The following is a 24,355-nucleotide window of genomic DNA, read 5'->3' on the forward strand; positions in this document are numbered from 1 at the left end:
CCTCCCTTTATATTGTTGAATCGATTTGCCTAATCGATCTCCGGCGATCACTGAAACGAGGGCAAGTCAGTCGAGAAACGGCAGGACGACGAGCGTGCCAGGATCGAGGTTGTGGCGGATGCACACATCCTGTGCCAGGGTGAAATACCGTTCCGCCTCGTCCATGTCGTCATGCTCAAGGCTGAGTGTCGCCAAGCCATCATAGCACGGGAAGAGCAGTTGCGGTTCATCAATTTCCTTCGCAACCTCAAGGGCTTCCTCGTAATACTTACGAGCTAGCTTCGGCTGCCCGTGGCACTGATGAATTTGGCCCAGCACGATCAGCGGTACGGAGAGATGGTCGCGCTGATCGAGTGCCCGGTCGATTTCGACGGCCTTTTCCGCAGCCGGTACACCCTCGGCAGCGCAGCGATCGGTGAAGGTGCAGCAGGCAACTGCGAGGTTGGCGAGAAGCCGCGCCTGGAAGCCGAGATCGCCGATACGGGTCGCAAGCTCCAGTCCGCGCCGGCAGATCTTGATGGCGTTGGCCGGATCGACAATCGTGTAGAGAACGCCGAGATTGGAATAGGCGCGACAGGCAGCACTTTGCAGATCGGCCTTTTCGGCGACCGAGAGGCTGCGCTCTACTTCCTGCACGGCCTCGCGGCGACGTCCGAGCCGCGCAAAGGCCGCACCCTTGGTGTTCAGCGCCTCCGCCATCGCTCGTGCCGTCTCCCGTCCGGCCTCGGTTGTCCCGTCGATTGGCAGCGTTTGCAGGGATTGCAGTGCCAGCGTCGCCCACTCGGCGGCAGCGGCCTGATCCCCCATGCGGAAGGCCAGATGGCCGCGCTCCTGTAGGACATGTGCACGTTCGACCGGCGCATCGATTGTTGCGATTATTGCTTCGGCTTCGGCCAAATGTGTCTCCGCTTGATCGCGGCGTCCTGCATCGAGATGCAAACGGCCGACCTTGCGCAATATCCGCGCTGCGGCGATAGGGTTGTTGTTGCGGTGGATCGCAAGCGCTCGCTGATAGTGGTTCAAGGCAGCGTCGCGGAGACCGGCGGGACCGCAGAGATCGGCAAGACGCTCCAGCAGCGCCAGTTGCTCTGGTGTAACCTCCACCTCGTTTGCGAGGGCGGCAAGGGCCTGACGATAGAGGCGCATCGCATCGTCATTGGCGTAGGTTTTGCGCGCCAGATCGCCCGCCGCCATCAGATAGCTGGCCCCCTTGGCCCTTTCTGTGGTCAGGCTGAAGTGATGGCCGAGCTGCGCCAGGTGCTCGGGCCGGTCGGGTGCTGCGCCATATTGACGTTCCAGAACCTGGCCGATCCGTCGATGAAGTTCCATGCGCCGTTGCAGCAGGAGATTGTGATAGATGACGTCGTGCATCAGCGTCTGGCTGAAGCGATAGCCCGGCGATTGCCCCGCATCGGGCCCGCGCAATTCTTCGATGATATTGGCATCGCAGAGATGATCCAATGCAGCATCGATGGCGGCCGGCTCTGTGGCGACGGTGCGGAGCAGGGCGGTATCGAACTTCGGGCCGACCACTGCCGCCTCTTGCGCCAGCCGTCTGATCTCCTGTGGCAGACGATCGACGCGGGCAAGCAACAGGGCTTGCAGGTTCACCGGGATATCGACATCCGTGTCTTCCGCTGCGACATGCCAGCGCTGGCCGTCATTGTGCAACGTGCCCATGTCGATCAACGCCCGAAGGATTTCTTCGATGAAAAGCGGATTGCCGCCGGCGCGGTCGAGGATGCGCTTGCGCATCGTGGCCGGCAACTTGCCATGATCCACGCCAAAAAACGCAGCAAGCAGCTTCTGCCCGTCGGCCACAAAGAGTGGGGCAAGACGCTGCACGGTGACGCTGACACGATTGGAGTCCAGAGGGTCGGTCTGCGATGTCGGCCGGTAGACCGCAAGTAGCATCAACCGGCTGCGCTCCAGCCGGTCCATCATGAAGCGAAGCACTTCCAGAGAGGTGGCGTCCGCCCAGTGCAGATCCTCGATGACAAGCAGCAGGGGACCTTGCGCCAGCCGCCGCTCGAAGACCGTGCGGACGGCATAGAAGATCTGCCGCCGCAACTGCTCCGGCTCGATGTACCGCAACGCGCCATCGGGATCGCCGAGGCCGAGGACATGTAGAAACAGCGGCAAAAGTCCCTCGACCTCATCCTGGGTCAGATCGAGCGCGCGGAACCCCGTTGCCAGCAATTGCCGCGCCCTGTCGAGATCATCCCGCTCGCCGATGCCGTAGGCGCTGCGCACGACCGCGCCGAGCGTGCCATAGGATTGTTCGCCGAGCGGAGAGCAGGTCGCTTTGCGGATGGCGAGGCCCTGGAAACGGGCAGCACTGCCGGCAATCGCGACGAATTCGTTGACTAGCCGCGACTTACCGATGCCCGCTTCGCCGATCAGCCGGACAAGCTGCGCCGCGCCGCCGCAGGCAAGGTCGAGGCATGTCAGCAACCGCGACATTTCCGTATCCCGTCCGATCATCGGTGCCTGAAGGCCGAGACTCTCGAGCCCGCGTGCCGTATGCGGCGCTTCCGACAGCCCGGTCAGCCGATGGACAAGGACGTTTCCGCTTTTGCCGCGCAACGCCTGCGCGCCGAGACTCTCGAAGGCAAAGGCGTGGCGAGTGAGGCGATAGGTCAGCGGCCCGACGAGGATATCGTTTTCGCCGGCCATGGACTGCAGGCGTTGGGCGGTATTCACCGTGTCGCCGGTCACGGAATAGGATTTTGTACTGACCGCACCGAAGCCACCGGTGACGACAGGGCCGCTATTGATGCCGATATGCAGACGCAGCGGCACACCGGCGCGTGCATGCCAGCGCTCGCCGACCTGCGTCGCTCGACCGATCATGTCAAGTGCGGCACCGAGCGCCCGGACGGGATCATCCTCATGAGCGACCGGCGCGCCGAACAGCGCCAGCAGCGCATCGCCGACGAATTTGTCGACGAAGCCGCCATAGGCTTCGACTGCCTGGGTCATCTCTTCGAACAATTCGTTCTGCAGCACCCGCATGACTTCAGGGTCGATCTGCTCGCTCAGCGTCGTGAAGCCGCAGAGATCGGCAAAGAGCACGGTCACCGGCCGCCGGTCGGCGTCACCCTCCGATTTCGACAGGACCGCCTCGATCTTCGGCTTCGATGCGGGCTGCGCTGTGCCTGGTATCGACGCACCACATCGGGGGCAGAAGGCAAAATCGGGCTGACAAGGATGGCCGCAGGCAGCACAGGAGAGTGGTTGCTTTGCGCCGCATCGCGGACAGAAAGCAAAACCGCTCTGAATATCGAACCCGCAGCCGCTGCACTCCATCGGACGCATCTCACGAAACCCCGATGTACGGCTATTTCAGCCGCAACCAGCAGGCCTCAGACAGGGGACAAGCATGAACCTGCTGCCCCAGGCCCGCAAGCACTAAACAAGCGGCGGATCGGGGGACAGCTTCGGCAGCTCGAGAACGGCGATCTTGGCGTCATGAGCGTTCACGAACGAATGGACTTACCGTGCGGCGGCTGCTGGATCGCACGGCTTGCTTTTGGAGTGTCGATCATCCGCCGTCACTGCGGATGGGCGTCGGCGAGCCTTGCAACCCGGCAGTCAAAGAGCACCGGCCGGTCCACGTTGATCATCTCCTCAATCCTGGCATCGAGTTCGCGAGGGCTCTCGCAACGAAGGCCGACGGCACCATAGGCTTCGGCGAGCTTGGTGAAATCGGGCAGCGAGGCCGAATAAGGGCGCGATCGACCATTGCCATCCGGCACTTGACCCCATTCTCGCGCCATGCCCGGATGCTCGTCGCTCAAGATGAAGATCTTGATCGGCGCTTGATGCTGTATCGCCGTCGACAGCTCTTTCATCGTCGTTTGCACCGACGCGTCGCCCGCAATGTCGATGACAAGGCGGCCGGGATATGCGAGCTGCGCCCCCAGGGCGGCAGGAAGACCGAAGCCCATGGTCCCCAATCCCCCTGAGGTAATCCAGCGATTGGGTTTGTCGAACCCGAAGAACTGCGCCACCCACATCTGCTGACCGATCTCCGTGGCGATGATGGGGTCGTGTGGCTTTGTCAGCGCATGCAGACGCTCTAGGGCGTGTTGCGGCATGATTGTATGGTCCAGCCGCTCGTAGGAAAACGAATGGCGGGCTCGCCAATGGTCGATCTGTGTCCACCACGCCCGCAGCCGCTTCTGGTCGGGGACAGAGGAAAGTGACCGCCAGGCATGGAGGATATCCGCCAGCACGTGCGCGGCGTCGCCTTGAATGCCGATATCGACGGGAACGCGTTTGTTGATCGACGAGGCATCGATATCGATGTGGATTTTCTTCGAGTGAGGCGAAAACTCATGGATGCGCGAGGTCGCAAGGTCGTCAAAGCGCGCGCCGATGGCGATCATCAGCTCGCAATCACCAATTGCCATATTGGCTTCATGCGAGCCGCCCTGTCCGGCGACGCGCAGCCAGTTCGGCCCGGTGGCGGGATAGGCTCCAAGCCCCATGATGGTGGACGTTATGGGAAAGCCGGTGAGGTCGACGAGCTCACGCAACAATCGCGACGCCTCCGGCCCCGAGTTGATGACGCCGCCGCCGGTATAGATGATGGGGCGCCGGGCTTCGGCCATCAATGCGACAGCCGCCGGGATCGCGTTCTGATCGCCTTGCATTGCGGGCTGGTAGCTCGGCAGGGGAGATACCTCGTCAGGTGAGACGTAGGTGCCGCTGGCGAAGAGCACGTCCTTGGGCATGTCGACGAGAACAGGGCCGGCTCGACCGGCCGCCGCGATCCGGAACGCCAGATGGATCGTTTTGGCCAGATCGTCGATGTGTTGGACCAGGAAATTGTGCTTTGTGCAGGGACGGGTGATGCCGACCGTATCGCATTCCTGAAAAGCGTCCGTGCCGATCAGGCTTGTCGGCACCTGACCAGAGAGGCAGACGATCGGAATGGAATCCATAAGGGCATCCTGCAGCGCCGTGACCGCATTTGTAACGCCTGGTCCCGATGTCACCAGCATGACGCCAACTCGTCCCGTCGAGCGGGCATAGCCTTCGGCTGCGTGTCCGGCGCCTTGCTCATGGCGCACTAGGAAATGTTTGATGTCCTCTTGTTGGAAGATTTCGTCATAAATCGGCAGCACCGCGGCGCCGGGGTAACCGAAAATGTGTTCGACACCGTTGTCGCGCAGCGCCTGCAGAACGATCTCGCCGCCGTTCAGGAGACGATCTGAAGGGGTATTGGGGGAAAAGTTGGCTTTCTCGCCGGTCATATCTGGGTTCCGTCGTGAGTGAAGTGATAGGTGCGACGGGGCATAAAAAAGGCCCCGTCAGGGACCTGTTTTCGGCGCATGGGTGGCTATTGCCGGACGATCAGACCGTCCTGCCCATGCGCGATATCACCACTACGAGAACCATTGCGATTTTCATGGCCGATAGAGCTAGCTCCAAATCTACACGTCGTCAACGACGTCTCTGCGAAGATTTTATCTGTGGTTGAGAATTTTTGAGATCAGTGGTTCGGTCAGTGGCGACGCAAGGGCAGGGGGCGAACCGCTCGCAATCTATCGACCAAAGGCAAACTCTGCTCGTTCTATCGCCCGCGAAGCGATTTCGACCACTTCCTCCAACGTGCGCCGGTCAGGCGTTCCGAGCCAGCCGGCGGCGTTCGGTCCCGGCGCGAACCCAAATCCTATGGCGAGGTATATGCGCCATCGAGGATTTGCCGCGCCTCGGCCCGCGGCGCGGCTACGGAGTGACGATTAACCAGCGAGCATTCGAGCTTCGCAATCGGATAGCGCTTGCCGGGCGTACTTTCCGGGTTGAGATGTTCGATCGCCCATTGCCCCATGGCAAGATGTGGAAGGACCGAAGTCGTCAGCGGGGGTACGAGATGTCGTGAAATTTCTTCGTCGTCATAACCCACCACCGACATGTCCTGGGGAATGCGAAGCCCTGCATCCTTGAGCGCTTCGTAGCACCCGATGGCGGTGCGGTCGTTCTGGCAGAAGATCGCGGTGGGCGGCTCTTTCAAAGCAAGCAGTTTCATCGTGGAGGCATAGCCGGCACTGGCCGACCAGTCGCCTTCAATGACCAATTCCGGATCGAAGGGTATATCGGCGGTCGCCAGCGCGCGGCGATATCCCGTCAGCCGGTCCTGCGCAGCCTGCATCCAGATTTCGCCGGTGATCGTCGCGATACGATGGTGTCCATGCATGATCAGATGTCGCGTGGAGCTCTGCCCTCCCGCGATCTCGCTCGGCACCACGGCGGGAAAAGCATGGTCCGCCGTATAACAGTTCAGCAGGACCGTCGGGATGTTAAGCTTGCGGACATAGGAAGGAAGCTCCACCTGGCGGGTATAGATTGTCATATATATGAGCGCCGATATGCCTCCGCTCGTCAACGCCTCGATTGCTTTCGGCTCCATGACGGGATCACTGAGCGTCTGGGTTACCAAAAGGACATTGCCGGCGTTCCAGGAGGCTTGCCGCGCGCCTTCGATCGCAACGATCGCTTCCGGGCTGGTGGCGAGCTGATCCACGGCGAAACCGATGACGTTGTCCAGTCCCGAATAGGAGGCCTTCGTCGTATAGGTCTTCTCCATGTAGCCGAGCGCGCGCGCCGCCTCCCATACGCGGTCGCGCGTCTGCTGTGAGATACGGGTGCCGGGCGTGTCGTTGAGGACGAAGGAGACGGCCGCCTGCGAGCAGCCAGCCGCCGCGGCGATGTCCATCATCGTCACGCGCGCAGGCTTATTTTGGGTCTTGGGTTTTCGCATTCGTGGAAACTGTCTCTCTCGGGATAATAGGGTCGGGTGGATTGATCGTCGTTTCGGCTAATTAATATTAGCATCTATCTGAAAGCGCTGGCAATTGCATGAAATGTTGCAACACTATCAGTTATTGGCCATTGCCAGTACAAAATAGCCATCCTGGCCACTGCGTGATGAAATGTTTTGATCTGCATTGATAATACTATTTACTAATTAAATTTCTTGTATACCGTCAGGGAGCGATCGGAACCTATGCCACTCGTCGCTTGGCGACAGCCCTAGGAGGGGGCGCGCATCCGGCCGGCCGTAAATCGGAAACGGGCCCGTGCAACTGCGGCCCCTCGGGAGGTGTACTATGAAACAGCTGAAACGCAATGCAGCCTTGTTCTTCGCCGGGTTGATGCTGAGCGCGGCGCCGATTGCCGTATCGCATGCTGCCGACAAACCGACACTTGCATTCGTCGTCAACGGCGCATCCGACTTCTGGAAAGCCGCAGAAGCGGGCGTGAAGAAGGCGCAGGGCGAGATGCCTGACTACCAGATGGAGCTGAAGTACCCTGAGCAGGCATCTGTCGCCGTTCAGCAACGACTTATGGAAGACTTGGTCAGTGCCGGCGTCAAGGGGGTCATGGTCTCCGCGGTCGATCCCAAGACCCAGACGGATGGCTTGAACAAGATCGGCTCGCAGACTGCTCTCTTCACGACCGATAGTGACGCGCCGCAGACCAACCGCGTTGCCTATATCGGCTCGTCCAATATCGACGCCGGCTTGCAAGCGGCCGAAATCGCCAAGAAGGCGATGCCGGACGGCGGCAAGTGCATCGGCTTCGTCGGCCTGCTCGGCGCCGACAATGCCAAAGAACGCATCCAGGGCATGAAGGACGGCTTGAAGGGCACGAAGATCGAGCTGACAGATGTACGCGGCGACGATATCGACCAGACGCGCGCAAAGAAGAACGTCGAGGACGCGCTGGTGGCCAGCCCCGACGTCACCTGCATGGTCGGCTTCTACTCCTACAATACGCCGCGCATCTATGAGGCGCTGCGCGACGCCGGCAAACTCGGCCAGATCACCGTCGTCGGCTTCGATGACGATCCGATCACGCTCGGCGGCGTCAAGGAAGGCACGATCGCAGCGACCGTCGTGCAGCAGCCGTTCGAGTGGGCCTATCAGGGCATGAAGCTGATGGCGGCCTACCTCAAGGGCGACAAATCAGGCGTTCCCAGCAACGGCTTGATCATCATCCCGACGGTGATCATCGGCAAGGATGACGTCGACAAGTATGCCGCCAGCCTGAAGGCCATGTCTGGAAAATAATCCTCCTTCGCGGCGGTGGCACTTGCCGCTGCCGCGAAAGACGTCTCATGCCGACACAGCCATTGGCAGCCATGGACAGGCGATGAACCACAGCTCCGACATCCCGTCACCGGACGCGCTTGCAACGCCATTCCTGTCGCTTTCCGGCGTTGGCAAGACCTATCCGGGCGTCGTTGCGCTTGAGGGCCTGTCGATCGACATCATGCCAGGAGAGGTCATCGGCCTCGTCGGCGAGAACGGGGCTGGAAAATCGACGCTGATGAAGATTCTCGGCGGCGTGATCGCCCCCGACCGAGGCACGATCCTGCTCGACGGCACGGAGCTTCGTTTCCTCACTGTAGAATCGAGCATCGCATCCGGCATTGCCTTCGTGCACCAAGAACTCAATCTCTTTGAGAATCTCGACGTTGCCGCCAATATCTTCCTGGGCCGCGAACCGCTGAAGGCGGGACCTTTCAAGCTCGTCGATCGCGATCGACTGCGAGACATGGTGAAGCCGCTCTTGAAGCGGGTAGGGGCTCATTTTTCCGCCGATACACCCGTGGCATCGCTTTCCCTTGCCGAGCAGCAGATGGTGGAAATCGCCAAGGCGCTGTCCATCAACGCCAGGCTCGTCATCTTCGACGAACCCACGTCCAGCCTGCCGCTGGCCGAGACCGAGCGGCTTCTGAGCATTATCAAATCGCTGAAAGCGGATGGCATCAGCGTAATTTTCATCTCGCATCGCCTCCACGAGGTTGAGCGCGTCGCAGACCGCGTCGTAGTCCTGCGCGACGGCACGCTCGTCGGCACGCTCGCCAAGAAAGACATCGGCCACGACCAGATGGTCAAGCTGATGATCGGCCGGGTGCTTGCGGCCCGGACCGCAAAACCGCAGCGCTCGCCCGGCTCGGTGGCGCTGAAGGCAAGCGGCGTGCGCACCGAGGCCTATCCCGGGCGTCCCGTTGATCTGGAAATCCAGTATGGAGAAATCATGGGGCTTGCAGGGCTCGTTGGGTCGGGCCGCACCGAGCTTGCAAAAGTACTCTTCGGCATCGACCGGAGCTACGGCGGAGCCATTCTTCAGGACGGGCGGCAAATTGCGATCGGGTCTGCCCGGGACGCCGTCGCTCGGGGCATTTTCCTGGTGCCGGAGGATCGCAAGCGCAACGGCATTCTTCTTGATTTCCCGATCGCCCAGAACATAACCCTTGCCGATCTCCCCAAGCTCTCCAGCCGTTTCATGCTCTCCGCTGAGCAGGAGAAGGCGGCGGCCGAAAAACAGCGCGTTCGCCTCGGTATCAAGGCGCCCTCCGTTTCGACGCGAACCGGCACTCTATCCGGTGGCAACCAGCAGAAGGTAGTGCTTGCCAAATGGTTGTCGATGAGCCCGAGGGTGATGATCTTCGACGAGCCGACGCGCGGCATCGATATCGGCGCGAAGAACGAGATCTACGGCCTGATGCGAGCGCTTGCCGATGCCGGAGTGGCGATCCTGATGATCTCCAGCGACATGGAAGAGGTGATCGGCGTTTCTGACCGCATCGCCGTCATGCACGAGGGCCAGATCGCCGGCATATTGGAAGAGGACGAAATCAGCCAGGAAAGCGTCCTTTTGCTTGCTGTCGGCAAACGGGTAAAATAGTGGCTGCGGCCAATATAAATAAGTATCGGGGATGGATCTCGAATGATCAAAAAAGATCTCGGACTGCTGCTTTTGATCGTCGTCGTCGGCATCGTCGTCGCCATCATCAATCCGCGCTTCCTGCTACCGATCAACCTGGCCAACACCGCCAACCTGATCGGCCTGTTCGGCATCCTGTCGATTGGCCAAGCCTTTGTCATCATTACCGGCGGTATCGAGCTTTCCGTGGGCTCGCTCGTCGCGCTTCTCGGCGTGCTGTTCGTCGATTTCATCGCGGTCCAGGATATGTCCTGGATGCTGGCGCTGCCGCTCATTCTCGTGCTTGGCGCGGTCATAGGCGCCGTCCACGGCTGGCTGATCACCCGGCTCAACCTGCAGCCCTTCGTCGTCACCCTCTGCGGCCTCCTGATTTATCGTGGGGCAGCGCGCTTCTATACGGCCGACGGAACGGCGGGCTTTGCTTTCGGCCAGAATTTCCCAGACCTCGAATTCCTCACCGCTGGGCGGTTTTACGGCGTTCCCAACACTTTCATCGCACTCGTCATCATTGCCGTGGTCATGTGGGTCATGCTGCATCGCTCTGTCTTCGGGCGTTATCTTTACGCAATCGGCAAGAACGAGGAGGCGGCCCGCTATTCTGGTATCCGTACCGGCCGCATGGTCATGTCGGCCTATGTCATCTGCGGGCTGCTAACGGCGCTTTCGGCAATTTATTTCGCCATGTACACACGCTCGATCTCGCCGGCGAGCCATGGCCAGTTCTACGAACTCTACGCGATTGCCGCTGCCGTACTAGGCGGCTTTTCGCTCCGCGGCGGCGAGGGATCGATCGTCGGCGTCGTGCTGGGGACGGTCCTGCTCCAAGAGTTGCAGAATCTCGTGAATCTACTTGGTATCCCTTCGTCGTTGAATTTCGCTGTCATGGGTGGCGTGATCCTCATCGGCGTTCTGATCGACCAACAATGGCACGCGATCCGCGCAAAGCGCCGCCTTGTCTCTGCCGCCCGGCAGACCGATACCCGTCTTTCGAACGAAAGCAGTTTGCCGGTGGTTGCCAATCAGGACTAGGTCAGTGGATGGGGCAATGAGTATCGTGACCTTGCCCCGTTGAAATAATCCGTTTCAGGAGGGCAGCATTCAGCCAGCTTTCGCAACTTGGCACGACGCTCACAAGCCATGTCATGGGCCGTCACGCAGTAATAGCCGTTGAGATCCGGTATCAGCTTGTCGACGAACATGTTGCGCTTGAGCTCACGAAAGATCGTTGAGCGATGCCGTCCAAGTTTTTCAGCGATGATCTCGACGCTGATGCCGGCCATCCGCCAGCGAGCGATCTTGCGGCGTTCATCCAGGTCGATATGGGAGTAGGTGTGTCTCATTGCGCTTTCCTTGCGAGCGATAACCCATTGGCATCTTTCGCAAGTCGCGCTTCAAACTTGAACCCACCCCTGGAGAATCTACACCAAGTGCAACATGGGCGTTTGAAGGGTAGGGGATCAGCCGCATTCACGCAAATGCGCCATGAAGACCTCGGCCGGTGTTTTGTAGCCCAAGCACTTTCTTGGCAGCGAATTCAGCTGATGGGCGAGGTCGACAAGTTGCTTCTGAGCGACATTGGACAGATCCGTATCGCCAGGCATGAAGCGTCGAATGCGCTTGTTGGTGTTCTCGACAGCGCCTTTCTGCCAAGGCGAATTGGGATCGCAGAACCAGCTCCTGGCGCCGATCCCATCTTCCAAAGCCCTGAAAGCGGAGAACTCCGTGCCGCGATCAAAGGTGAAGCTTCGGCGTGCAAAAGACGGCAATGGTGAGAAGGCATGGATGATCTTGTCCATGATCGGTCGCGAGTGACGGCTGCGGTTCTTGATCATCACCGTATAGCGGCTCTTGCGCTCGACGAGAGAGGTGACGTTGGTCTCTCCGAGTTCACGCCGGAAGATCAGGAGATCGCCCTCCCAATGCCCGAACTGTGATCGATCATCAATAAAATCAGGTCGTTGGGAGATTCTGTAGTCGAGCGGGATTAAGCCGTCGCGCGGTTTGCGTGCGCCGCGGCGCCGACGCCTGCGCCGTCGTTCCGGCAGGTGCTGATACAGCCCGAGCGGATAATCTTCCTTGCAATAGATGAAACGATAAATCGTTTCCGGGCAAATGCGCACAGGACTGACGCCATCGGCGAGAAGCCGGCCAGCGATCTGCTCAGGTGACCAATGCGCCTTCAGCCGGTCGATGACGAGATCGCGCAGATGCGGATGGCGTCTGAGTTTGCGCAGCCGTCGTCGGCGCTCCTTGCTCATGTCGTTGGCGATACCGCTGTAATAGCCGCTGTATTCCGGAAATTCGTGATCCTGGAACGTATTGCGTTTAAGCTCGCGATAGATCGTCGAACGATGACGACCGAGTTGGCGGGCAATCTCCGAGACGGAAACCTTGCGTTCTCTAAGATGAAAAAGACGCTTGCGATCAGGCAGGGTGAGCTGCGAATAGCAAAGGGACATGCATATATCTCCAAGGCGAAGCCATTGTTTTTATAAGCATGTCGCACTTGGAAATAGAATGTACCCGGCTACATCAATCGATCGCATAAGATAGATTATGGAACAGAAGGATGCCATTTGATTACAATGGCATACCTTCGTCATCCATCTCAAAGGCCCACTCTTTTAAAATCGACCTGCTCGAATTTGCGTCTTGACGATCCAGCACATCGACGAGTTCATCGGTGAACGTGCCCTCATGGAACAACTGATCCCAGCCGACAAACTCTTTCGAAACCCGTGTCTCGGACGACGCGCTTGGCCGCAACGTCCGGGTCAGAGAGTTGCTTTGACGGTATTCGACGGAAAGCTCGCCTGTCCGCTCACCGTTGCTATTCCTCAAGTGTCGAGATGACTTTCGATGGTCTTTGCAGCTCCGTTGCGGCAGCAGAAGCCGCGGCATCGGCGGGACCGCCGGAAACATGAACCGTCGGCGTTGCAAACTGGATACCTTTTTCCGCGAATGTCTTCTTGAGCATGGCGAGCGCCTTTCGGCGAACGCCGAACTGTTCGCCGGGTTTTGCCATGAATTTCAGCCGAATTTGCACGCCGTAGTCCGCCATCTGCTCAATCCCTTGCATTTTCAAGGGCTCGATGATGTTAGGACCGAGTTCGGCATCCTCCAGAAGCTCAACGCCGATGCGCTTGATGGTCTTGCGGACCTCCTCAAGGTCGCTATCATAGTTCAGGGTGAGCGTAATGATGTCGATGACCCAGTCGCGGCTGAGGTTTTGCACCGCGCCCAGTTCGCCGAAGGGAACGATGGTGACCGGACCGCGATGGTGGCGCAAGCGGATCGATCGCAGCGAGAAACCTTCGACCGTTCCTTTATATTTTGCCGCCTGGATGTATTCGCCGATGCGAAAAGCATCGTCGAACAGATAGAAGACGCCGGAGATAATGTCCTTGACGAGTGTTTGGGCGCCGAACCCGACGGCTATGCCGACGACGCCAGCACCTGCCAGCAACGGTCCGATCTGGATGCCGACGGCATCCAGGATCATCAGGAAGCCGACGGCTCCGATCGCCAGGAACAGTACATTGCGAAGAATGGGCAGGAGGGTATTCAACCGTTGACGCCGGCGTGCATCGGGTCCTTCCTGATGCCCTTCCCGCACGCTTCGCGACGCCACCGCCATCTGACTGTCGATCAGCGTGCTTGCGAGCTTCCAGATAACGTCGGTCACCAGCAGCACGATAACGATGCGGATTCCGGCGCGGATCAAGCGCGTGGTCACCGTTTCGGCTGCGGCGAGGTCACTGAGATTGACATTCCACGCGCGGGCAATGAGGAGAGCGGCGACCACAATGAGACCGTTCCGCAGCGTTTGCATGATGACAACGGACCATCCGACGATGGCCGGATCTTCGACCGCCTGCCCCTCCCCGGATTGAATAATGCGACGAATGATATCATGAGCCACCGAAACGGTAAGCGGCAGAAGCGTAATGATGATCACCGTCCAGAATGCAGCGCGGAGCCCGGATACCCATAACAGCCACGATAGCAGGATGCTCGCGCTGAAGGCGACACAGACCAGCCGGCTCACGGGCGGCCCGTCAGAACGAAAGTGCCGCAGCCAGATCATAACGATAAAAGCGATTGAAACGACACCAAGCCATGCTGCGGTAAAGAGGTCGGCCAAGATGGGTGAAGCCCCGATCGTCCCCATCACTTCAATGGTGGCCCAGCCAGCCGCCAGCACTGCGACGATTCCGAGGAGCCAGTAGTACCAGAACCAGGCAAGCGAGGTGACAAGCGTCAGAAGCCGCATATGCGGCAGACGGGCGCCTGGCGCGATGACAATACGGCCCACAAGCACGCCAAGGCGCACCATGAGCGCGGCTGATAGCAGGATGAGCGCAATATCGCGAAACACGGCAGGCCATGGAAAGAGGATAAACGCGCCGAGACTTCCGATCAGGTAACCGACCAACGCGAGAAGACCCATTGAAAGCCGGGCGGCGTGGAGCTTGATCCGTTGCCGAACGGTGTCGGCAGGCGCGTTCAGCACAAAATGGAGCAGCCCTCGCCCTGACCACCAGGCAAGGCGCTGCGCAACGAACCCGCCTGCGACGAAGAGTATGACCGCCAAGATCAGGCCGACAGGTTCGATACGATCATCCGTTTGGAAGACCCGGATCGCCGACTGGATCTGCCCGGGAAGGGTCGGAACGGCATCGACGAGTGTCAGCAACCTCTGGCGCAAATCCTGTAGTGACGTGGCAATCGAAGTCGGTGCCGCCTCTTGCGAGACTGCCACCGGCTGCGCCGGTTCCTGATTGCCCGGAACGATCCGGCCGACCAGCGCTCGTCCGGAATCATCATTCGGCAATTCGATAATAACCCGGATCGGCGCCGAGGAATTGGTCGGCTCAGCCGCCGAGGCGGGGTTTGCGCTCGCCAGCAGAAGCGTTGAAAATACCACCGCCACGAATGCACGCACTCTGCGGAGGGGATGACGGTCGTCGATGATGCGCATGTGGCCGTGGTCCCCGCGATGGTGTCGTCGCTTTTGCCGGATTGGTCGAAACTTCGGACTTTGTGAAGCGTTGCACGACCAACGTCAATCGACGAACCGGTCTCGGGGACGCTGACTGCGAACCAAAGGCCAGGCGGCGTTAAGACCGCAAGCTTCTGAAGGCCTCCCTGATCTCCTGACTGAAGAGTTCCGGCTCCTCCCAGGCAGCAAAGTGACCGCCCTTGGAGGCGCGATTGTAGTAGATGAGCTTCGGATAAGCCTTCGACAGCCAATGCCTTGGCGGCTTGTAGACCTCGCCGGGGAACACCGTGACGGCGACCGGTACTTTGACGGCCGTGAGCTTGGCGCCCGACATGACGTTTTCCCAATAGATCCGACCACTTGAAGGGCCGGTGTTCGTCAGCCAATACAGTGTGATGTTGTCGAGGATTGCATCCTTGCCAAGAACCTGTTCGGGATCGCCGCGTGTATACACCCAGTCGGCGATCTTGTCGTAAAGCCAGGCGGCGAGGCCGACTGGAGAATCCGCAATCCCGTAGCCGACCGTCTCCGGCCGTGTGCTCATGATCGCTGCGTAGCCGAAGCCGTTGTTGAGGAAGTCCCGGGCCTCGTCGAAGACGACCTTCTCATCCTGAGACAGGCTATCGGGAGCCGGCCCTCCATTTTTAAGAGCCTGCGCTGCGTCCGCTGGGAAAGTCGTCGCACGCTCGACCCTGTTGACGTGGATCGCGAGTAGCCCATCGGGCGCCTGGCGACCCAGGGCGTCGCTGATGATCGCGCCCCAGTCGCCGCCTTGCGAGACATAGCGGTCATAGCCAAGCCGCTTCATCAGCACGTCCCAGGCAGCCGCTATCCGCTGGGGGTTCCAACCTGTTGCTGGTGGTTTCCCGGAGAAACCGAATCCTGGAATCGACGGGATCACCAGGTGGAAGGCATCATCAGCCCTGCCGCCATGCGCCGTCGGATCCGTCAGCGGCCCGATGACGTCAAGCAGTTCGAAGACCGAACCCGGCCAGCCGTGGGTCATGATCAGCGGCAGCGCGTTTTCATGGCGGGAGCGGACATGGATGAAATGAATGTCCAGTCCATCGATATTGGTGAGAAACTGTGGAAAACTGTTCAGCCTGCTCTCTGCCTTCCGCCAGTCATAGGACGACTGCCAGTAACGCACCAGTTCCTTCAGCCTGTCCGGCTGGACGCCCTGCGAACGATCCATCACGGTTTCGCCGTCGGGCCAGCGGGTCTCGGTGAGACGCCGCCTGAGGTCTGTAAGCGCCGCCTCGGAGACCTCAACCTTGAACGGTCGGATCTCTCCGGATGCGGCGACGACGACATCTGCAGCGGCGGACGTGCGTGGAAGGAGAGCGGCGGATATGCCGGCCGCGGCAACCCCCAACAACAGCGAGCGTCGCGATATATCCCTGTGTTTCAAAGAGTTCGGCAGTGCCATGGCACGTGTCCTTTCATGACATCGAGGGTCTTCCTGGGGCGGGAGGGGAAACGATGGCCCTGCCCCGCTTCAATGCCGAAAACGTCAGGTCTCGTCAGCTCCGGAACGAAAGATCAGAAACTTGTTGCCTTCCGGATCGCGAAAATATGCGCAGTAAGGACCCGTGCCATTCTCGCCACGTGGGCCAGGCGCTCCTTCGTCCGAGCCACCCGCCGCCAATGCCGTTGCATGGGCTTCGTCGACCTTTGAACGGGACGGAGCTTCGAAAGCAATCATTCCACCGTTGCCGACGGTGGCAGGGCGGCCATCGAACGGCTTGATGATGCCGAATTCGAGCGTGCGATGACCGTAGTAGATGGCTCGGTTGGGCTGGACGAGGACTCGTCCGATCCCGAACACGGCCAGAAGCTTGTCGTAGAATACCGACGCGGCATCCAGATCATTCGTGCCGACAGTGGCGTGGCCCCGGGAGGCTGCGGACCTTGTCGGGGGCGGCCGCAACTTGTCTGCTTTGGGAAATGTCGTTCATATCAGTTCTTCCTTATATTGTCGCGGCCGACGCTCTGCCTTCCGCACGCAAACGCCAACGAGCTGTCTCAAATCGGCGGCTGGTGGATATTTGGGCGGGTCGATGGCCGGCCGGCACCTCGCCAAAGTGAGAGGCACCCTCTCGTTCAGATGTCAGCCTTGGGCTGCCGGGTTTCGGCGTGCCGCCGTCGAGAGGGTTCCTCTCACTTTCTCCGGCTACCGCGGGTTGACGCCGTGCTCAATTATTTGTGGCGACAGCCGGCTTTTGGGCTTTGGCTGACCGCCGTTCAGAAAGGACATCCTATGTCTAAGGACAAAACCGTAAATGCTGCATCGGCCGCAGCAACTCTCTATTCCCAGGCGGCTGGAGCCTTCACTTCCGCGTCCAGAGAGGCCGCGCAAGACGCCGTCGACTTCATCGAGATCGATGAGGTCCTCACGCTGAGGAGGATGATTGTCCGCGCCCCCGCGCCAAAAGGCACGGTGCTTTTGCTGCATGGGTTTCCGGAAACGCTGACGGTGTGGAACGACATCGCGACAACGCTTGCTCACGACTACGACGTCCATGCCTTCGATTGGCCGGGCTACGGGCAGTCGTCGCGCCCGGCTTCGGAACGGTTTTCCTATGCGCCGATGGCGTACGCCCAGGTGTTGAAGGCCTATATCGAACGGGCAGGCATCGATCGGTCGAAGCTCGTGATCTACGCCACTGACATCGGTGCCCTCCCCGTCCTGCTGCTTGCTCTCGACGAGCCGATGATCGCCAGGCAGATCATCGTCGGAGACTTCGCGCCGTTCGACCGGCCGCACTACATGTGGGAGAACCTGCAGAACCTTAAAGCCGAGCCGACCGCCTCGCCGACCCGTGCCTACATGAACAAGACGAGCGACGAGATCCTCCAGAACGTGCACAGGCGCGGCCTATCTCCCGCTGAACAATTCGATCTGCCGGCTGACGTCCAGCGGGACATGACCCGTTCGTGGAGCCTTGACGGGATGACTTCAGCGGATGCCTTCGCCCACTACTACGCGAATTTCACCGGCGATCAGCATTATCTCGAGGCCAACCTCTCCCGCCTGAAGACGCCCGTGAAGGTGATCTGGGGCGAGAAGGACATCTACATTGCAAGGGAGATGGGCATCGAGTTCGCCGGCAAGATCGGTGCAAGAGTCGATATCCTGTCAGGTATCGGCCACTTTCCGCATCTTCAGAACTCGAAACAAACGGTTGAAGAGATCAACACATCATTCAGATAATGTTTGATTATTTTCGTTTTCAGATAGCGCGCAAGTGAGGCAATGCCCAGTCGACGAAAGCCCGTACCTTCAAGGCGAGAAGCCCCTGGCGGGCGTAGACGATATGAATAGGCTGCGGCGCGCCGTCGAAATTGCGGAGGATGGGAACGAGCGTGCCAGACGCCAGCTCGTCGGGAACCTGATAATCGAACAGCCGCGCGATCCCCGCCCCGCCGACGGCCGCCGCAACACAGTTCGCCGCGGTATTCACCTCCAGCCGGTTGCGGGGCACCGCCTCAATCGGCGTGCCGTCGACGTCGAAGGTCCAGAAGAATGTCCGCTTGTTGAAGATGATCCCGTCGCGATCGATGAGATCGCCGGGACGCTCCGGCATGCCATGCCGCTCGAGATAGGCAGGGCTCGCGCAAGTCATCAGGCGGAATTCCCCGACCTTGGCGGCATGGAGCGAGCTGTCGGCGAGGTTACCAAGACGGATCGCGATATCCACCTGCTCGGACACGAGATCGACCGTGCGGTCGAGCGACAGCAGGTTCAGCGATACCTCGGGATATTTGTCCATGAAGCTCAGCGCAACGGGCAGCACGTAGCGGCTCCCGTATTCGATCGGCATCGTGATCGTCAGCACGCCTCTGGGAGTCTGGTATTCCCCGGACGCCCTTCGTTCGGCCTCCTCCAAATCCGTCATGATCTTTCGGGCGGCGTCGACATAGTCGCGCCCCGCATCGGTGAGCTGAAGATTGCGGCTGGTGCGGACGATCAGGTTCGCCCCAAGATGTCGTTCAAGGTCCGCCACCTTGCGACTGACGCTGGGTAAGGGCGCGTTCAGCTTCCTGCTGCCGGCAGAGATGCTTCCGGCGTCGACGACGGCCAGTAATATGCGCATCGCTTCTAGACGATCCATCGGACACCGCCAGTAAGATATCGCTTCAGTTCAGCCCAGCTTAAGGCTTGGCTCTAGTCAAGCAGCTTCCGTATGGCCATGATCCCTTTTGCAGCATCCGACCAGGATTGACGCCAAATCAACACGCCGACGCTGAGGATGGTCGCCACAACGAAAGGGATTGGCCCGATAAACCAGAAGGCGGCTGCGACGGTGAAGTAGTAGGACCGGACACCAACGCTGAAGGATCGAAGAGCAGGGTTCAAAACCAGGGTCAGGGCGTTCGTCCAGCTGGCGATGTCCCGGTCTTCATCGCGGGATGGGCTCGCCCCGATCGCCGCCAGGCAGTAGTTGATCTGCCGGACCGCCCAGATGAAATCGGATAGTCCCCGCAGCAGTGTGGCCATGATCAGGAGGACCTTGCACTGGAAAAACCATGCCGGGTCCTGAGCCGCAAACATCGCAATCAGGCCACCCGATCCATAGTTCGGCTCCATGAATAGCGCGCCGCTGAGCCCAACGATGACGATGAGATTGGCGGATCCGAAGAAGGATGCTGAATTGATCGTGTGTCCCAGGATCGCGGCGTCGCCGATGAAGTTGTTGTCTCGCGTCAGGACCTCCCGCATCCAGGCCGCGCGAACGCGCACCATATCAACGGAAAGGCTATCGTTCCTCCTCGGCCACCCTGCTGCCATCAAAGGCTCGACCGCCACCCAGACGAGAATGAAGAAAACGATCGCCGCGACATTCAGAAAATCCATGGTGCCCCCGAACTGAATCTGGATTTTCTGAACACTACTTCGAGCTAACGGCAGCTCCAAGCGTCTATCGCCGCCCTGCCCTTCAGATCGACACGCCTATATAATGGCGTTGCATGGTCCGTCGCGGACTGCCGCGAGGTAACGGGACATCGTCGCAGCCCGAAGTCGAATGTGCTCGACCGCCTGTTGGGGTGTCACGGCCAGGAAACCGACATGGTCGCGTGGGCGGAGCTGGACGAAAGCGTCCAGATCCGAATCCACCACCGTTGCGATCTTGGGATAGCCTCCGGTCGTCTGGTGATCGGCCAGCAGAATGGTGGCGACGCCATCTCCGGCCACCTGCACCGAGCCCCGGACGATCGCTTCCGATGGCATGTCCAACGCGACGCTTGGCGCAAGCGACGGACCTTGGAGGCGTACTCCCATGCGATCATAGGCGTCGCTCAGGCGGAAGGGCGACGATAGGAAATTCGACAAGGTTTCTTTCGAGAAGAACCTATCCTGTGGACCAACCACCACACGCAGCTCGGATCGCGGTCTTGCGATGACCGGACATGTGATCGGACCATTTCGATCATTTCGCACTTCCGGATCGGCGAGAGTGAGCGTTTGACCGGCTGCAAGGCGCCCGCCGCCGAGGCCGGAGAGACTGTGAGTCGACATGCTGCCCAGCCAGGTCTTCGCCTCGATATGACCGGCGAAGGCCAGATAGGTCCAGCTTCCCCAGTGTCCCGGACGGATTGCCAGCCGTTCCCCGGCCTTCAAGGTGGCGACCATCCACGCGCCGCGCTTGTCGCCGGCATGCTCTATGATGAAGCCTCCTCCCGCGACGGCGAATGTAACCTCTCCCGACAGGCAGTCGAGAACCAGGCCGCCCATGGAGACTTCGATTGCTGGCTGACCAGCAGGATTGCCGACGGCGGCGTTGGCGGCTGCAAACGAGGTCCTGTCCATCGGACCGGAGGCCGGAACGCCATACCGCATCAATCCGTGACGTCCTCCGTCCTGGACCGCGACGTGAGGACCCGCGAAGTCGATTGCAAGGACGGCTTCGCTCATTCGGGGCACCTCGCGTCGAATTCGGCTCTCGATATGCGGCGGAAACGCACCGCGTCGCCGACGTCGAAAAGGAACGGACGGTCGTCGGACGCGGCGTCGAGGATCTTCGTCGGCGAGCGGCCGATGATCCACCAGCCGGTCGGCATGGTGAGCGTGCTCACCAGGCACTGCGGCCCCGCGATCAGCACGCTTCCGGCAGCTATGCCGCGAATGGGCGCCGGCTTCCTCGGCTGTTGAATGGCTTCGGGCACGCCTGCAAGATATGCATATCCCGGAGCGAAGCCGTACAAGAAGACGCTGTAGTCGCCCGAGAGATGGGCGGATATAACGTCTTCCGGCGATAATCCGCTTGCCTCGGCGACGGCGGCAAGGTCGGGCGCAAGATCAGGATCGTAGCAGACTTCGACTTCGCGCATCGCTCCAATCGTCGCTGGAACCTCAGCTCCCAGACGCTCGGCAATGGCCGCCTCCGTCGTGCGGTGATCGGCCACGAGCGGATCGAAGCATACGAGAATGCTGGCATAGGCCGGTACAGCTTCGACGAATCCTTGAAAGGGTGCCGCCTTCAAGGCGGCATCCAACTTGACGACCCGATCGTGGATCCGTTTATCGATGGTCGCGCCGAATTCGACGAGCACCGCGTGGCCGCCCACCGGACGGTAGTTCGGACCGGTGCCGGACGCTGCGAACGGGGTCTGTGACACGTCAGTCGGCGCCTTCGATCAGAATGAAATCCGCATCCGCGGCTCGCGCGCAGGTCCCGTAGGCATCCGGCTCGGTAACCCGGGCGATAAGATAGCCTTTGGCCATCACCTGTTTTCCTGTGTCGGTTGGAGGAATGGTGCCACCTCGATGCCTGCCTTTTGCAATTCCCTTCGCACGTGGACGGCCATGGCGAGCGCTCCTGGGCTGTCCCCGTGAACGCAGATCGAGTGCGCATCGAGAGGGATCGGAACGCCGTCGACCGTCGGCATGAGGCCGCTGGACAGGTACTCGATCAATCTCGAAGCTGCCTGCGCGGGATCATCGATCATTGCTCCCGGCAAGCTGCGCGGAACGAGCCGACCCGTGGAGAGGTAGCCGCGGTCGGCAAAAATCTCGCTGAAGACGGTCATGCCAGCATCGCGGGCCGCATGTTCCAGTTCCGTCCCGGAGATCGCCAGTACGGCAAGTTCCGGCGAGACCGCTCGGGTTGCGCGGATGATCGCGTCAGCGACCGGCCGTTCGTCGGCCGCCCAATTGGCGAGTGCGCCGTGCGGTTTGATGTAACGGATGCGGGCGCCCGCCAGAGCCGCAGCGCCCATCAGCGCCCCTGTCTGCGTCGCCACAAGCTGCTCCACTTCCCGGACGCTCAAGGGGATCAGGCGTCGTCCGAAGCCCTCGCGATCTGCAAAGCCCGGATGAGCTCCGGCGACGACGCCCCGTTGGCTTGCGAGCGCCAGCGTCTCCACCATGGTCGCCGGATCTCCGGCATGGCCGCCACATGCGATGTTGGCACTGGTGACGACGTCAAGGATCGCCTTGTCGTCGCCCATGCGCCAAGGTCCAAAGGCCTCCCCCAGATCAGAATTGAGATCGATTTTCGTCATGATTTCCCTCAACCCTTCGCGCCGGCCTTGTCAGCTTCGTCGCATTCTGGAACGTCGAAGCCGAGGTGGAGCACACCTTCGCCGTACGCGTCAAGAAAACGACGCTGCTGGCTGCGCGTGGCGAGCTTGTGTGGCGGTCTCGGGCCGCCTTTCGCGCAGAGCTTCGGTGGCAAGCTTACCATTCATTCGGCACAGATCGAACCCATCAAGCGTAGGTTCCTGCCAAGCGAGGACTCCTTAAATCGATTCCGATTTGAGGAATTATGCAGTAAGATCGGCGGCGAAATGGTCGAGCACGTCGTATTTTCTAAAGAGCCGGGGTGACGTGATCGACCGGCAGCATTGGCGCGCAGACTGGGGATGCGGAATGAACCTTGTCGACAGAGCTTTCGGAGCGTCCGAATTTTCGGATGCCGAAGAGCCTGGGATTTTCACCTGGGAGTTGGCGACCGACAAGGTTTATGCGGATTCGGCGCTGGCAAACCTCTTTGGGCTTGATCCGGAACAGACCCTCACAGGGCTGCCGGTCATACGATACCTCGACCGAATTCACCCTGACGACAAGCCATCTGTGGCCAAGGCGATTTCCGAATCGGTGATCACAGGAAATCCGTATCGCTGTGACTATCGGGTGTTTGATCGAAGCGGGCAAATAGTAGCCGTGGCTGCCTTAGGTCGCTGCTTCAGGGATGAAGACGGAAACCCGTCGCAATATGCGGGCATCGTATTTCCGACGAATGATCACGTCCAGCAGGACGAATTGTCTGCTCACTGCAGTGCGGCACTGAAAATCGCGCGGTCATCCGGCCTGCAGGCGACGGCCGATGCGCTTGAAGCGATTCTCAAAGAGCTTGCCAAGCCGATGCCTTCAGACGTCGCGCAGGTTCATTGATTCCTTCCCAAGTGCTAGTTGTCGCATCAGATTTTTGGCGATTGCGATGGTCTGTGCGAGCCTTTGATACTTGACACCCGCAGAGGACGCTCTTCTCCGGGCAGTGATCGATGTTTCGGTCATCAGCAACGCGCCGCGCGCACCGCAGTCAGTGGCAAAGGACAGTGGGCATTTCGAGGCGGGTCAACAGGGACCGTGTAACCCCTCCCAAGATGAACTCGCGTAGCCTCGAATGGCCGTATGCGCCGGCGACGAGCAAATCTGCCTTGCGTTCCAGGGCTGCGCCTTGAATGACGTTAGCTGGCGAGTCTCCCTTCGCTTGCACGGCGGCGACATCGACGGCAAGACCAGCCTTGCGGAGCGCCGTCGCAAGGTGATCTCGGCCGCCCTCGTCAATCTGCTTATCATCGGTGATGGAAATCAGGACGATACGCGAAACCCGTTCCAGCAAGAACCTGGCACCCGCCAGTGTCCGCGCGACAGTGGCTCCTCCATCCCAGGCGACGGCAACAGCATCGATCCGGCCGGAGAAATTATCCGGGGGAAAAAGCAGGAGCGGTCTACCGCTTTCAAACAGCACGCTCTCGATCAGCGGCTTCATCAGCTCAGATGCTTCCAAAATAGAAAGATCATATGCGCGCGACAGCTCGGCAAGCGTTTGTGCGACAAACGGCTGCCTCACATCTAATGGCTGGATCTCGACCTCGACCTCGGCTTTTTTCGCATAATCACGGAGCGTCTGCCCGAGAACGGTTCCATTGTCTTTACTCAAGCGCTCCGCCTCCGCACGCATGTTGGCGACGTCAAGGAGTGATGGAAATCGCGGCTGAACGGGTTCGATCCTGACCAGCGGTATACTTGCCGTCAAACCGGCCTTTTGGTGAAGGCAAAAATCGACAGCATTCTGAAGAAGCGAGAAGGAGCTTGCGTCTGGATAGGTGGCCAGCGGTAAATGGAATTGCGCTTTCATGGCTGAAGTCCTCCGAATGCTTGCAGGTATCATTACATATGGGGGGTCTCTCGCGCTTTGACGAAGATCAAGGTCGCGAAACCGCGAAAGCGCGAGCGTGATAATGAACGTCCTCAACCGGAAGGAAGCGGAATTCGTTGGGCGAAACGGCAAAGATCTATGCTAAGCGATGAAGTGCGATGCACGATTGAATATCAGCACTTCGCAGAGCAGCTTGTGGATGAACAGCAATGGCATATAC

At 60.0% G+C, this 24,355-nt stretch carries 17 protein-coding genes and 2 pseudogenes; 5 read left to right on the forward strand and 14 right to left on the reverse strand.

The window, feature by feature from the left end:
• Nucleotides 1–66 precede the first annotated feature (66 nt).
• From ACD590_RS09880 to ACD590_RS09890, 3 genes are all read right to left on the reverse strand, one after another.
• Nucleotides 67–3,309, reverse strand: coding sequence for an adenylate/guanylate cyclase domain-containing protein (locus ACD590_RS09880; protein WP_439002499.1), 3,243 nt, complete (start codon nt 3,307–3,309; stop codon nt 67–69).
• A gap of 245 nt (nt 3,310–3,554) precedes the next feature.
• Nucleotides 3,555–5,261: a biosynthetic-type acetolactate synthase large subunit gene (gene ilvB, locus ACD590_RS09885; protein ID WP_439002500.1), complete on the reverse strand. Its 1,707-nt coding sequence runs from the start codon at nt 5,259–5,261 to the stop codon at nt 3,555–3,557.
• 419 nt (nt 5,262–5,680) lie between these two features.
• Nucleotides 5,681–6,769 (reverse strand): LacI family DNA-binding transcriptional regulator, encoded by a 1,089-nt coding sequence (locus ACD590_RS09890; protein ID WP_018242041.1) that lies wholly within the window; start codon nt 6,767–6,769, stop codon nt 5,681–5,683.
• A 349-nt stretch (nt 6,770–7,118) separates the two neighbouring features.
• Here ACD590_RS09890 and ACD590_RS09895 point away from each other — a divergent pair, with 349 nt between their 5' ends.
• From ACD590_RS09895 to ACD590_RS09905, 3 genes are all read left to right on the forward strand, one after another.
• Entirely contained in the window at nt 7,119–8,081 is a 963-nt protein-coding gene (locus ACD590_RS09895) for a sugar-binding protein (protein WP_018242042.1), read from the forward strand.
• Between the two features lie 82 nt (nt 8,082–8,163).
• Entirely contained in the window at nt 8,164–9,705 is a 1,542-nt protein-coding gene (locus ACD590_RS09900; protein ID WP_026188391.1) for a sugar ABC transporter ATP-binding protein, read from the forward strand.
• Nucleotides 9,706–9,747: 42 nt separating this feature from the next.
• Entirely contained in the window at nt 9,748–10,773 is a 1,026-nt protein-coding gene (locus ACD590_RS09905; RefSeq protein ID WP_028731901.1) for an ABC transporter permease, read from the forward strand.
• 71 nt (nt 10,774–10,844) lie between these two features.
• On the opposite strand, the pseudogene ACD590_RS09910 reads toward ACD590_RS09905, so the two are convergent.
• The 5 genes and pseudogenes from ACD590_RS09910 to ACD590_RS09930 all read right to left on the reverse strand — a co-directional run.
• Nucleotides 10,845–11,084 (reverse strand): annotated as a pseudogene (locus ACD590_RS09910) (helix-turn-helix domain-containing protein); the annotation flags it as partial.
• A gap of 117 nt (nt 11,085–11,201) precedes the next feature.
• The gene (locus ACD590_RS09915; protein ID WP_115156408.1) at nt 11,202–12,203 is read right to left on the reverse strand and encodes an IS30 family transposase; all 1,002 of its coding nucleotides are present in this window, start codon (nt 12,201–12,203) and stop codon (nt 11,202–11,204) included.
• A gap of 371 nt (nt 12,204–12,574) precedes the next feature.
• Nucleotides 12,575–14,725 carry a mechanosensitive ion channel domain-containing protein gene (locus ACD590_RS09920; RefSeq protein WP_130652407.1) on the reverse strand — a complete coding sequence of 717 codons (2,151 nt, stop codon included), beginning with the start codon at nt 14,723–14,725 and terminating at the stop codon, nt 12,575–12,577.
• Nucleotides 14,726–14,864: 139 nt separating this feature from the next.
• A complete protein-coding gene (locus ACD590_RS09925) occupies nt 14,865–16,175 on the reverse strand; it encodes an epoxide hydrolase family protein (protein ID WP_130652408.1) in 1,311 nt (436 codons plus the stop codon).
• Nucleotides 16,176–16,259: 84 nt separating this feature from the next.
• Nucleotides 16,260–16,704 (reverse strand): annotated as a pseudogene (locus ACD590_RS09930) (VOC family protein).
• A gap of 302 nt (nt 16,705–17,006) precedes the next feature.
• Here ACD590_RS09930 and ACD590_RS09935 point away from each other — a divergent pair.
• Nucleotides 17,007–17,960: an alpha/beta fold hydrolase gene (locus ACD590_RS09935; RefSeq protein ID WP_130652409.1), complete on the forward strand. Its 954-nt coding sequence runs from the start codon at nt 17,007–17,009 to the stop codon at nt 17,958–17,960.
• Nucleotides 17,961–17,979: 19 nt separating this feature from the next.
• On the opposite strand, the gene ACD590_RS09940 is transcribed toward ACD590_RS09935, so the two are convergent.
• From ACD590_RS09940 to ACD590_RS09960, 5 genes are all read right to left on the reverse strand, one after another.
• Nucleotides 17,980–18,861 (reverse strand): LysR family transcriptional regulator, encoded by an 882-nt coding sequence (locus ACD590_RS09940; protein ID WP_130652410.1) that lies wholly within the window; start codon nt 18,859–18,861, stop codon nt 17,980–17,982.
• Between the two features lie 53 nt (nt 18,862–18,914).
• Nucleotides 18,915–19,604 carry a DUF599 domain-containing protein gene (locus ACD590_RS09945; RefSeq protein ID WP_112903117.1) on the reverse strand — a complete coding sequence of 230 codons (690 nt, stop codon included), beginning with the start codon at nt 19,602–19,604 and terminating at the stop codon, nt 18,915–18,917.
• Nucleotides 19,605–19,700: 96 nt separating this feature from the next.
• The gene (locus tag ACD590_RS09950) at nt 19,701–20,672 is read right to left on the reverse strand and encodes a biotin-dependent carboxyltransferase family protein (RefSeq protein WP_130652411.1); all 972 of its coding nucleotides are present in this window, start codon (nt 20,670–20,672) and stop codon (nt 19,701–19,703) included.
• Nucleotides 20,660–21,367 carry a 5-oxoprolinase subunit B family protein gene (locus ACD590_RS09955; RefSeq protein ID WP_026188393.1) on the reverse strand — a complete coding sequence of 236 codons (708 nt, stop codon included), beginning with the start codon at nt 21,365–21,367 and terminating at the stop codon, nt 20,660–20,662. Before ACD590_RS09955 ends, ACD590_RS09950 begins: the two co-directional genes overlap by 13 nt.
• 105 nt (nt 21,368–21,472) lie before the next feature.
• Complete coding sequence (locus tag ACD590_RS09960; RefSeq protein WP_130652412.1) at nt 21,473–22,252, reverse strand: LamB/YcsF family protein; 780 nt, start codon at nt 22,250–22,252, stop codon at nt 21,473–21,475.
• Between the two features lie 367 nt (nt 22,253–22,619).
• Between ACD590_RS09960 and ACD590_RS09965 the strand changes: the two genes are divergently transcribed.
• Nucleotides 22,620–23,144, forward strand: coding sequence for a PAS domain-containing protein (locus tag ACD590_RS09965; protein WP_018242055.1), 525 nt, complete (start codon nt 22,620–22,622; stop codon nt 23,142–23,144).
• A gap of 148 nt (nt 23,145–23,292) precedes the next feature.
• Here the strand turns inward: ACD590_RS09965 and ACD590_RS09970 are convergent, their stop codons facing one another.
• Nucleotides 23,293–24,114 (reverse strand): universal stress protein, encoded by an 822-nt coding sequence (locus tag ACD590_RS09970; RefSeq protein ID WP_018242056.1) that lies wholly within the window; start codon nt 24,112–24,114, stop codon nt 23,293–23,295.
• Nucleotides 24,115–24,355: the final 241 nt, after the last annotated feature.

This window comes from Rhizobium sp. 862_C5_N1_2, assembly GCF_051811205.1.
GTDB lineage: Bacteria > Pseudomonadota > Alphaproteobacteria > Rhizobiales > Rhizobiaceae > Rhizobium > Rhizobium leguminosarum.

Coding starts and splice junctions, on each gene's coding strand:
- ACD590_RS09880 (WP_439002499.1), bottom strand. CDS start 3,309: ATGGAGTGCAGCGGCTGCGGGTTCGATATTCAGAGCGGTTTTGCTTTC.
- ilvB (WP_439002500.1), bottom strand. CDS start 5,261: ATGACCGGCGAGAAAGCCAACTTTTCCCCCAATACCCCTTCAGATCGT.
- ACD590_RS09890 (WP_018242041.1), bottom strand. CDS start 6,769: ATGCGAAAACCCAAGACCCAAAATAAGCCTGCGCGCGTGACGATGATG.
- ACD590_RS09895 (WP_018242042.1), top strand. CDS start 7,119: ATGAAACAGCTGAAACGCAATGCAGCCTTGTTCTTCGCCGGGTTGATG.
- ACD590_RS09900 (WP_026188391.1), top strand. CDS start 8,164: ATGAACCACAGCTCCGACATCCCGTCACCGGACGCGCTTGCAACGCCA.
- ACD590_RS09905 (WP_028731901.1), top strand. CDS start 9,748: ATGATCAAAAAAGATCTCGGACTGCTGCTTTTGATCGTCGTCGTCGGC.
- ACD590_RS09915 (WP_115156408.1), bottom strand. CDS start 12,203: ATGTCCCTTTGCTATTCGCAGCTCACCCTGCCTGATCGCAAGCGTCTT.
- ACD590_RS09920 (WP_130652407.1), bottom strand. CDS start 14,725: ATGCGCATCATCGACGACCGTCATCCCCTCCGCAGAGTGCGTGCATTC.
- ACD590_RS09925 (WP_130652408.1), bottom strand. CDS start 16,175: ATGGCACTGCCGAACTCTTTGAAACACAGGGATATATCGCGACGCTCG.
- ACD590_RS09935 (WP_130652409.1), top strand. CDS start 17,007: ATGTCTAAGGACAAAACCGTAAATGCTGCATCGGCCGCAGCAACTCTC.
- ACD590_RS09940 (WP_130652410.1), bottom strand. CDS start 18,861: ATGGATCGTCTAGAAGCGATGCGCATATTACTGGCCGTCGTCGACGCC.
- ACD590_RS09945 (WP_112903117.1), bottom strand. CDS start 19,604: ATGGATTTTCTGAATGTCGCGGCGATCGTTTTCTTCATTCTCGTCTGG.
- ACD590_RS09960 (WP_130652412.1), bottom strand. CDS start 22,252: ATGACGAAAATCGATCTCAATTCTGATCTGGGGGAGGCCTTTGGACCT.
- ACD590_RS09965 (WP_018242055.1), top strand. CDS start 22,620: ATGAACCTTGTCGACAGAGCTTTCGGAGCGTCCGAATTTTCGGATGCC.
- ACD590_RS09970 (WP_018242056.1), bottom strand. CDS start 24,114: ATGAAAGCGCAATTCCATTTACCGCTGGCCACCTATCCAGACGCAAGC.